The following is a 5,754-nucleotide window of genomic DNA, read 5'->3' as shown; positions in this document are numbered from 1 at the left end:
GCATCCCGCTCACAAGGCCCGCGCCGCCTCCTCAAGGCAGAGCCAAAACCCACACCATATGGCTGCTACGAAAAGTGCGAAAATTTCTGGACACTACCTGTGCGCCGTCCTCTGCTTTAGCAGTAGCAGAAACGCCTGCACCTAAAAAAAGGACACAGCGCCGCCGTGCAAATTCATTGATGAGAGAGTCTGGAAATTTCACCATGTCCGTTATGTCTTGTTGGGGCTATAATCAATGTTTGTTAGTAGTTTAAGGCAAAACTCGGAAAGCGTGTCTTTGTACTTGGCCACTTGGGCATATTGATTGCCGACTACGCCTTCTTTATTCGTCAATTTATAAATAGGACAATGATGAGATTGCGACATTGGGATAAGGCTATACAAGTATGGAATGCTGGTTAATTCTAGATCTGTATGTTGAAGCCTCTCTGGAGTAAGGATTGAAAGTTTTTTGTGTATGACTTTTGGTATCTGTTTTTTTATATCATCGTATGCTTTTACAGCTCGTTTCTCTCCTTTTCGGACAGTTTTTGTTACATATTGCTGCACGGTATACCCACAAAGCATAAACTTTGACGATGTGTCAGATATTATGTGATATTCAGATATTGATTGACACTTGCTCCCCTGTTTAATCATAGATATGCTTCTATCATATTTTTGACTCCATTCATCAATCCATATTGATATATTATCGATGCCTAAAATGCTAAATATGTCACATCCAAGTGGGGCAAGAAAATAGTCACTAGACAGCAGAACACACCTATTGAGGGCACCAAGAGACGGGCCAACATCAATAATTGCCACATCATATTTAGAGCTAATATTTTCAAGTAATTGTCTGACCCAGTTTGTGACTCTTGCTCCCCCAATGTCTCCGCCAATAAGTTTATTCCAAGAATCGCTAAGTCTGTCTTCAAGCATGGACAAACGTGGGTGTCCAGCTATTACGTCTGTCTTGTATTTGCTTTTAGATTTTTCAATGATTGAAAAATCAGTATTTATATTTGGATCACCATCCTCAATACTTTTCAATATATAGTAAAGAGTGCTTTTTTTGCTTTCATTTTTTATATATAAGCTATCAATCTTTTCATCATCGTAATACAATTGAGTCGCATTGCATTGTGGATCTGCGTCAATGAGTATCGTTTTTATTCTTTTTTCGTTTTGAAGAAAACTAGCCACGTTACAGGCGAGGGTAGTTTTACCAACGCCACCTTTATTGTTAAAAAAACAATAGTTTTCATAATGTTCTCACTGATGACTTAATTTAGGTAGGCGACACAAGGTCCTCGGCGTAAATACCTTCCCTTTGGTCGCCAGCAGCAGCTTTTTCATATCTTCCCGCCGCACGCCAAAGCCGCGCCCGCCGATGCAGGCGATGACGGTAAAGGCGTTTTCTCCCCGACGTTCCCGTTGCTCGCTCAATTCCGCGAGGTGCTGGATGCGCGTCACTTTGTCTCTGGCTGTGCCGTCGTCTTCAGTGATTTTGGCTTCAATGACCACTTGCGGGTTAAACTCGCTGGGCAAAATAAAGTCTGGAGCCTGGTCAAAACCGGGAATTTTCTCCGCGCGTTTGGTCTTGCGGAAACTTAGGCCCGCCTTGGTCAGTACTTCCTCAATGCCGGTTTCCAGGCCGTCACCTATAAGCTCGCTCACAGAGTCCCTGTGCCCGGCAAAGGGCCGTCCCAAAAAGCGTTCATAAAGCAGCATAGCATACGGCACACCCATACCGGCCAGATTTTGCAAGCCGGTCAGGCCGTGTTTGGTGTCGGCTTTATCCAGACGGTGCAATTTGTCAGGCTCCGCTTTTGGCGCTCCTTCTTGCAGCAGGGAGCAAGCAGTCTGTACCAAGGCATCAAGGCGGGCCATGCCGTCGCCTTTGCATTTCAGCGAGGCAAGCGGCGCGAGGCGGATATTCCGGTCCAGAGTGCGGGCGTGCCCTTGAGTGATGCTGAGTCCTGTGTGGCTGCTCGCCATATAGGCCCATTCGGGCGGGGTAAAGCCGAGCATGACCCGCAGCACGATGAAAATCATGGGGGTTTGCAGCAAGGCGGCGCGCACGGCTTCCGGGTCAAAATTCCGAAAGCCCTGAGTTGCCTGTTTCAGGGCTTCATAGCCTGTTTCAAAAGTCGGATACTCTACAAAGCCCTGCCCCTTGGGCATGGTTAGAAAATCCGACTCCAGCGAGGCAAAGACCACATCCACGTAATGGTCAAGGTTGGCCTGCAATTCCGCAAGGTCGGCTTCAAACGGATATTGGACCATGTGCGCTCCCTTTTACGGCAATGGGCAGAGAAGTTTGATTACTATACGAATACTGACTGTTGTGGGAACAATTCTCACCAGTGAGCCCGCGCACGGCTTCCTGTCCCCCGAAGGAGACAAACCAGCGGGCAAGAATATCCAGCTTGTCTTCCACCGGCCGCTGTGTTTTCCAATCCGCCACCAAGTCATTGACCGCCTGCCGAATGATGTGCCCGTAAGTTACGCAACGGGTATCGCCCAAGGTTGATGTGAGCCCGCCAGTTTCCAGCGCTTGCATATCGTCGCGTACAGCGTTGTCGATATCGTCCGGTTTCAGGATAGTCCGATCCTGACGGCGGCGGCAGACGAAGATGCTGTCCACCGTGGATGAGCCTGTGCCCTTGATGTGAATGGACGCGCCCATTTCCGCCGGGCAGGGCAACACTTTAGAGCAGATGAGCCCGGCATCCAGGATAGCCACGGCAACGGGAAAATACGCGGTGATGTCGTTGTGATGGTAAGTGAAGGCGAATGGGGCACCAGGCTTCAAAGCCGCCGCCGTGCGCGAGAACACCTGAGCCAGGCCTTCGGTGAAATGAGCAAGGCCGCGCTGCATGCTCTCATTACCGGTCAATTCTTGAGCGTGCCGCGTCGAGGGAGCGGAAAAGGCAGCATTCCCAGCGCCTACAAGGCGGCGCAGCCAGACGTAGCAAAAGTCCATGAGTTCCGCGTATTGCACGTTCCCAAAATACGGCGGGTCGGTAAACACGCCATCCAGACTTTCCGGCTGCCAGTCCCGGCCTGCGGCATCAGCGCAGGCGATATCCAGCACCCGCTTTGCCTCGCCGTTCCGGACATCGCCTATCCATTCGCCCGAAATTGGCACGGTGACTTTGCGCCCGCCCCTGGTGGTTCCCTGGTGTCGGACCTCAAAAGGCTTGTCGCAATATGCTTTGGCCTTGGCGAATTTTTCAATAATGTTCAGCCAGCCGCCGCTGCCCGCAGGCAGACCTCCGCCGTTCTCTATGCCGAGCAAATTGGATTCACACTGCACCAAGCCGACAGGAAAACCGTGGACGGAAAAGATGTCCAGGGATTTCAAAGCCATCGTGTCGTAACGACAGAGCATATTCTGATAGCGCAAAAGGTCGGAAAGGTTGGTCGCCAGGGCGTTGCGGATACGCTCGTCTTTTTGGGTGGCGATTAGGCGACAGCTGGTTTCCAGGCCTAACAACTGGCGGGAGTTGAAGAGTTCTCTATAGTGCGAATACCCCCAGCGGTGCAGGCGCGTCGTTTCATCCCCGGCCGGAATGGCGTCGTCAGGGATGTATTGCGGCGCCAGCGCGGCCAAGCGGTTTTCCGCTTCAGCGGCTTTCGCCAAGTCTTCAGCGTCCGGGGCTTTGAAAAAGCGGCCCTGGTGCTTCGGCTTGCAGTCCGGGCAGTGGTATTCAATGGCAAAAAGCCGGTGCCGGAGGGGTGTTTTTGTCCCGTTGGGGTACGTTGTCTCTTCTCCGCAACGAGAGCAACGGCAGCGGCTGCTTTTGGCCGGGCCGGCAATGGGGAGAGGAGCGCGGCAGTGCACGCAGAGCCACGAATTTTTTCTGTCCGAGGTTTCCGTTAGCTGGCCGCATTCGGCGCACACAAAGACGTTTTTGGGATGCCGCACATCTTCCGCGACGAGGTAACCGGGGAAAAGATCCATTGGGTTGCCGCAATGATGGCAGTCCGCGCCCTTCACCCAGAGGAAATATTTGGCATGCGCTTCAGGGTTGCCGCAGACTTCGCAGCGGGTGCGGTACAGGTGGCCTAGTTCGCGTTCCAGAGTTTTTCTGAGTTCATCGGCTGCCGCGCGGTAATCCTGAAGATTCAGGTATTCCATTTCCTGGCGCACGATCCAGTAGGCCATCGGGTTGATATCGCAACCCCGGACGTGCGCTCCCATGCGGTTCGCTTCAAGAAGAGGCGTACCCCCGCCCATGAAAGGGTCGGCAATGGTTTTTCCGGAAAGATTGCCCGCCTGATAAAAGGCGTCCTGCAAAGAAAGAGCGGAAAATTCGGCGAGCATAAGAGCCCGGAACAAGGTGCCCGGTCTTCTGGCAAACCATTTATGCACAGCGATAACCGGGCGGTAATTCTGCTGAATCTGCTTCTCCCGCTTGGCAAGATTCGCTACAAAAGCTATGTCGTAACGGTCTTCTATCATTCGGGATACACTAGCCCAAAGCCCCAAAAAACAAGGCGGCACGCTTGCGCCTGTCGGGAACGATGTGGGCATTTCTTGATCGTTCGGTTAAAACGCGGCATTTTCTGGGCATTGTAGTCACGAGATTGTCTCAATTTTCATTTTGTGGCATAGCTTGCTAAGTTCACGGGTTCCGGCCACGCGGCCGACCTTCCCTTTGTGGGGGAAGTTCAGCAGACCATATGCCGCATCACGGAACGCTGTGCTGACAGATCTGGCCGCAGCAGGATTGTCTCTTGCGATATACTCAATGATGGAAAGTCTGTCTCTGCATGCGCTTTGGGACCATTGGAGCAACATCAGGAGAGTCCGGTCGCAGCCAGCCGTGCGCACAAGGAATCCGCCTCAGCCTCCATTGCCTGGTCTGAAACAACACGGCCTTTCTGAATATCTTCAAGACCCGTCTGAACTTTACGGCGAAACCACAGGTCATATTCAGCAAGATTTCTGATGGCTTCCCGCACAGTTTCTTCACGAGTAAGCGCCCGCGCCGATGCCACAGCGTCCAGCGCAGCCAACGTCGCGTGATCCAGAGAAATCTGCGTCATGGACATGGCTGTCCTCCGTTGTTTCAGCCCATATTATCCGAGCGGGCGACCTCCCGTCAAAGGGGGGGGAATTACACTACCTCTTGAGGATGGAGGGTAGCCGGGAGCGGGGAAAAGAGGCCGCTTGTGACGGACATATGGCTATTTGTCAAAAATTCCTTGCCATAAGGGCAAGTTCTCCCAATCGTCAGGGAAACCCATGGAATCAGGACGAATGCCGGGATATCTTTTTAACAACTTGCCCAATCTGGTTTTCCAGCTGTGGCCAGGATTGATTACGTTCATCATATGCAGGAGCATGCATAATTGATTATACAATTTGTTTTTTGTCTTGCTGTTTCTATACACAGAATCAGATAGAATTTCAGGGTTTTTGGGGAGCTTTATTCCGAATTTCAAGCTTCTGTTCCAAACACGACAATGATGTGCACATCTATTTCTCAAAATATTCAAGGCATGTAAAAAAGAACAAAATACAACTTCATCAAGTTCATATTTTCTGGAGATCATGTTTCTGTCAGATGGGTCTTTCAGGTTTTTGATCCATTTCGAAATTTTTCCAAAAGACATGATTTCGCACACTGCCCATAGAGGGGGCAAGATCTCTGAATATTTATTGTCCCACTTTGGGAGGGTTAAAACCCCCAGCTTTAGCTGGCAGCTTTAGCGTTTCTTGTTTAAAGTTTCCGCATGAGCGATTATCGTCATGGG

General features: G+C 51.0%; 5 protein-coding genes and 1 pseudogene. All 6 read right to left on the bottom strand.

Annotation, left to right across the window (positions count from 1 at the left end; translation table 11 throughout):
• Window positions 1–210 precede the first annotated feature (210 nt).
• Window positions 211–1,233, bottom strand: a pseudogene (locus EII23_RS11290) (ParA family protein); the annotation flags it as partial.
• A gap of 27 nt (window positions 1,234–1,260) precedes the next feature.
• Window positions 1,261–2,274, bottom strand: coding sequence for a hypothetical protein (locus EII23_RS11285; protein WP_124793464.1), 1,014 nt, complete (start codon window positions 2,272–2,274; stop codon window positions 1,261–1,263).
• A complete protein-coding gene (locus EII23_RS11280) occupies window positions 2,255–4,528 on the bottom strand; it encodes a DUF1156 domain-containing protein (protein WP_185702384.1) in 2,274 nt (757 codons plus the stop codon). Before EII23_RS11280 ends, EII23_RS11285 begins: the two co-directional genes overlap by 20 nt.
• A gap of 45 nt (window positions 4,529–4,573) precedes the next feature.
• Entirely contained in the window at window positions 4,574–4,795 is a 222-nt protein-coding gene (locus EII23_RS13660; RefSeq protein WP_124793463.1) for a type II toxin-antitoxin system RelE/ParE family toxin, read from the bottom strand.
• Window positions 4,795–5,049, bottom strand: coding sequence for a ribbon-helix-helix protein, CopG family (locus EII23_RS11270; protein WP_124793462.1), 255 nt, complete (start codon window positions 5,047–5,049; stop codon window positions 4,795–4,797). Before EII23_RS11270 ends, EII23_RS13660 begins: the two co-directional genes overlap by 1 nt.
• A 135-nt stretch (window positions 5,050–5,184) precedes the next feature.
• Complete coding sequence (locus EII23_RS13655) at window positions 5,185–5,691, bottom strand: Abi family protein (protein WP_124793461.1); 507 nt, start codon at window positions 5,689–5,691, stop codon at window positions 5,185–5,187.
• Window positions 5,692–5,754 lie beyond the last annotated feature (63 nt).

The organism is Desulfovibrio sp. OH1186_COT-070 (assembly GCF_003860215.1).
In the GTDB taxonomy this organism is placed as follows: Bacteria; Desulfobacterota; Desulfovibrionia; order Desulfovibrionales; family Desulfovibrionaceae; genus Desulfovibrio.
This window is presented reverse-complemented; position numbering and strand designations above follow the sequence as displayed.